The organism is Candidatus Coatesbacteria bacterium (assembly GCA_014728225.1).
GTDB lineage: Bacteria > RBG-13-66-14 > RBG-13-66-14 > RBG-13-66-14 > RBG-13-66-14 > WJLX01.
In genome coordinates this window covers 1-3,236 of record WJLX01000103.1, presented here as the reverse complement: position 1 = coordinate 3,236, position 3,236 = coordinate 1, and the positions used below count along the sequence as shown (strand labels likewise).

Annotated in this window: 4 protein-coding genes; 3 read left to right on the top strand and 1 reads right to left on the bottom strand. The window is 71.2% G+C overall.

The features are described 5' to 3' along the window. From GF399_07280 to GF399_07270, 3 genes are all read left to right on the top strand, one after another. Nucleotides 1–153 (top strand): hypothetical protein (locus GF399_07280; GenBank protein ID MBD3400117.1); only part of this gene is annotated, 153 nt, incomplete at its 5' end. After that, nucleotides 150–1,145 carry a hypothetical protein gene (locus GF399_07275; GenBank protein ID MBD3400116.1) on the top strand — a complete coding sequence of 332 codons (996 nt, stop codon included), beginning with the start codon at nucleotides 150–152 and terminating at the stop codon, nucleotides 1,143–1,145. The genes GF399_07280 and GF399_07275, both read left to right, overlap by 4 nt. Then, complete coding sequence (locus tag GF399_07270; protein MBD3400115.1) at nucleotides 1,142–2,308, top strand: MFS transporter; 1,167 nt, start codon at nucleotides 1,142–1,144, stop codon at nucleotides 2,306–2,308. Before GF399_07275 ends, GF399_07270 begins: the two co-directional genes overlap by 4 nt. A gap of 273 nt (nucleotides 2,309–2,581) precedes the next feature. Here GF399_07270 and GF399_07265 read toward each other — a convergent pair. Then, nucleotides 2,582–3,236: pyridine nucleotide-disulfide oxidoreductase (locus GF399_07265; GenBank protein MBD3400114.1), on the bottom strand; the 655-nt coding region annotated here is incomplete at its 5' end.

The following is a 3,236-nucleotide window of genomic DNA, read 5'->3' as shown; positions in this document are numbered from 1 at the left end:
GCGGCCCTCGAGCCCGCCGAGCACGATTACCTGTTCTTCGTTTCCAACGGCGACGGCACCCACACCTTCAGCCGCACCCTGGCCGAGCACAACGCGGCCCGCCGGGCCACCCGGGAGGCCCGCGCCGCCGCCGTCGACCCCGAGGGCTCGTGAGTACGCCCCTGCTGCTCGTGCTGATCGGCGCCGCCCTGCTGGCGCCGTCCCTCGTCCTCTACCCCCTGTTGGTGTGGGCGGCGGGTTTGTCGAAGCGCCACGAACAGCCGCGCGTACTCAAGCCGTTGACCTTCGCGGACTGCGCCGTCGTCATCGAGCCGGATAACAAACCCGGCGTCGACGTCGGCACTCAAGCCGCGGAGCTGCGCGACGCCGGCTTCAGCGTCGTTCGGGACCCGGCGGCGACGGAGGCCGCCGTGTTGATCTATCCCGGTCGGCGGGGGCGCTTGACCCCGGGCGGCGTCGAGCGCCTGCTCGAACCCCTGGCCGATCCCGTCGTCGGTATGAGTGTGGGGCGCCTGCTGCCGCCCCCCGAGGAAGATGAAACAGCCGGCGGACCGCGGGCCGCCGGCCTGGCCCGACTGGAGTCCCTTCATCAGGGACTGCGCCGCCCGCTGGTCCGCTGTGAGGCCCGCCTCGGGTCTCCGGCGAGTATTCTGGGCGATCCCTGCGCCGTCCGCGCCGGTTTCCGCTCGGCGAGCCCGGCCCGGACGCTGCGCCGCCTGGGGGTGGCCCGGCAGCGGGTCCATTACCTGCGGGGGCGCTGCGCCCTGGTGGGACGGCGGCGGCCCGTCGCCGACCCAACCGGGTTGCGGCGGGAACTCGTCGCCGAGACGGCCGATACCCTCGCCAACCGCGGCCCCCACCCCGGAGCCCTGGTCCGGCGCTGGGCCGCCCTGGTCAATGGCCCGGCCCTCGCCGCCCTGACCATCGGCGCGGCCTGGGGGGCGATCCTCGGTCTGGGCTTGCTCTTCAAGCTGTTGGTGATCCCGCCGGCCATCCTGGCCGTCGGCGCCCTCGTCGGCCGCCAGACACTGGAGTACGGCTACCGTTCCCGGGTCTACCTGCCCGTCTACGGCCTGGCCCGGGAGCTATTCCTCGGTACTGCGGCCCTGCTGCGCGGCGACGATGAACGAGGGAGCTACCAATGAGCGGCGAAGGCCGGACCCGCCTGCGCAACCTGACCATCCTGGCCGGCTCGACGCTGACGGTGATGGCCGGGGCGACGATCACCCCGGCCCTGCCGGCGATGGAGGCGGCCTTCGCTACGGTGCCCCGGGCCGACCTGCTGGTCAAGCTGGCCCTGAGCCTGCCGGCGCTGTTCATCGCCCTGGGGGGGTCGGCGGCGGGTTGGCTGCTGGATCGCTGGGGCCGCCGTCCCGTCCTCCTCGTCGCCGTGCTGCTCTACACCGCCGCCGGCTCCGCCGGCTACTGGCTGGAAAGCCTGGGGCTGATCCTGGTCAGCCGGGCCTGTCTGGGGATCGCCGTCGCCGGGACGATGACCGGCTGCACCACCCTGATCGGCGACCACTTCGACGGCCTGGGGCTGGAACGCTTCCTCGGCCTGCAGGGCGCGGCGACGGCCGTCGGCGGGGTGTTGTTCCTGCTGACCGGCGGGGTGCTGGCCGACGTCAGTTGGCGCCACCCCTTCCTGGTCTATCTCTTCGCCCTGGTCGTCCTGCCCGGGATCCTGTTGACCGTGCGCGACGCCCCACCCGACGCCCGGCAAACCACCAGCGGAAAGCCGCCAACCGCTCTGCGCTGGAAGCCGCTGCTGCCCTACTACGCCCTGGCTCTGGGCGGTATGCTGGCCTTCTACCTGGTGCCGACGCAGATCGCCTTCTACCTGCGTGAGCTGGGTATCGAGACCAACGCCCCCGTCGGCATCGCCGTGGCCCTGATGACCGTCTTCTCCGCCGTGGGCTCCCTGCTCTACCGTCGACTAAAGGACCGCGGCAGCACCCGCGGCGTCTTCCGGCTCAACTTCGCCCTGATGGGCGGCGGCTACATTCTCCTCGGCCTGGCCGGCGGCTATGTCGTCGCCGTGATCGCCCTGGTGATCGCCGGATTGGGAATGGGCCTCTTTCTGCCCAACCTCAACGCCGCCCTGCTGGCCCGGGCCCTGCGGGACCACCGCGGCCGGGTCCTGGGCGGATCGACGACGGCCCTCTACCTCGGCCAGTTCGTTGCGCCCCTCGTCGCCGCCCCCGTCGTCGCCTGGCTGGGCTACGACGGGCTGTACCTCACCGCCGGCGGGGTGATGCTGGCCGCCGTCGCCCTCAGTTACCGCCTACCGCACTCCGCCGGCGCATAAAACACCGGCCCGGAAAAACAGCCCCGGCTAACGGGCCTCCGACAACGTCTCAGCGCGACGCCGGAACTGGCACGGTTCTTGCGAAGGCGGACCGTTATCAGACGTCCTAACGGTCGCCGAGATGCAAGAACCGTGCCAGTTCCGGCTTGTCGGATGAGCCGTTCAGCCGGTCGGGGTGTCGGGCTGTTTTTCCGGGCCGGGGAAGCGTTGATGATAAAGGGCACCGGGGACGCCGCAGGGCGTCCCCGGTGGTCGTGGTTCGTTTGAGCGCAGTCAGCTGCAGACGGTGCGGCGGACAATCTGCTCGGCGGCCTTGGTGACCGGGTAGGTGGTCGGCGGGGCGGTGAGCAGGGGGTGGGTGCCGATCTGGGCCGTCAGCAGATCGCTGGCCGTCAGGTGGTTCTGGATGGCCAGACCGAGCATGTTGATTAGCTCGCCGACGCTGGTGCCGCCGGAGGCCTGGGCGCCGAGGATATTGCCCGACGAGCGCATGGCGATCAGCTTGACCTTCTGCTTGACGGTGCCGGGCAGGGTTCCGGGGTGGTGGTCGGGACTGACGGCGGTGGCGGTGACCAGTTCGAAGCCCTCGCGGGCGGCCTCGCGCTCGGTGATGCCGGCGGCGGCGAAGGCCCGCCCGCCGTAGGCGGTGGAGAAGATGGCGATGGTGCCGGGGACGCTGCGGAAGATGTTGAGTTCGAAGAGGTTGGCTCCGGCCAGCCGTGCTTCGGACGTCGAGGTGCTGGCCAGCATGATCGGCGCCGGGCGTCGGGTGGCGAAGTGGACGCGTTCGCAGCAGTCACCGACGGCGAAGACGCCCTCGGCCGAGGTCCGCAGGTACTCGTCGACGGCGATGGCTCCCAGGGGGCCGGCCTTGAGCCCGGAGTCCAGACCGAGTTTGGCGTTGGGGGAGTAGCCGACGGAGATGCCT

What these genes read in the sequence shown, in the direction of transcription:
- GF399_07270 (MBD3400115.1), top strand. Translation starts at nt 1,142, where the DNA reads ATGAGCGGCGAAGGCCGGACCCGCCTGCGCAACCTGACCATCCTGGCC.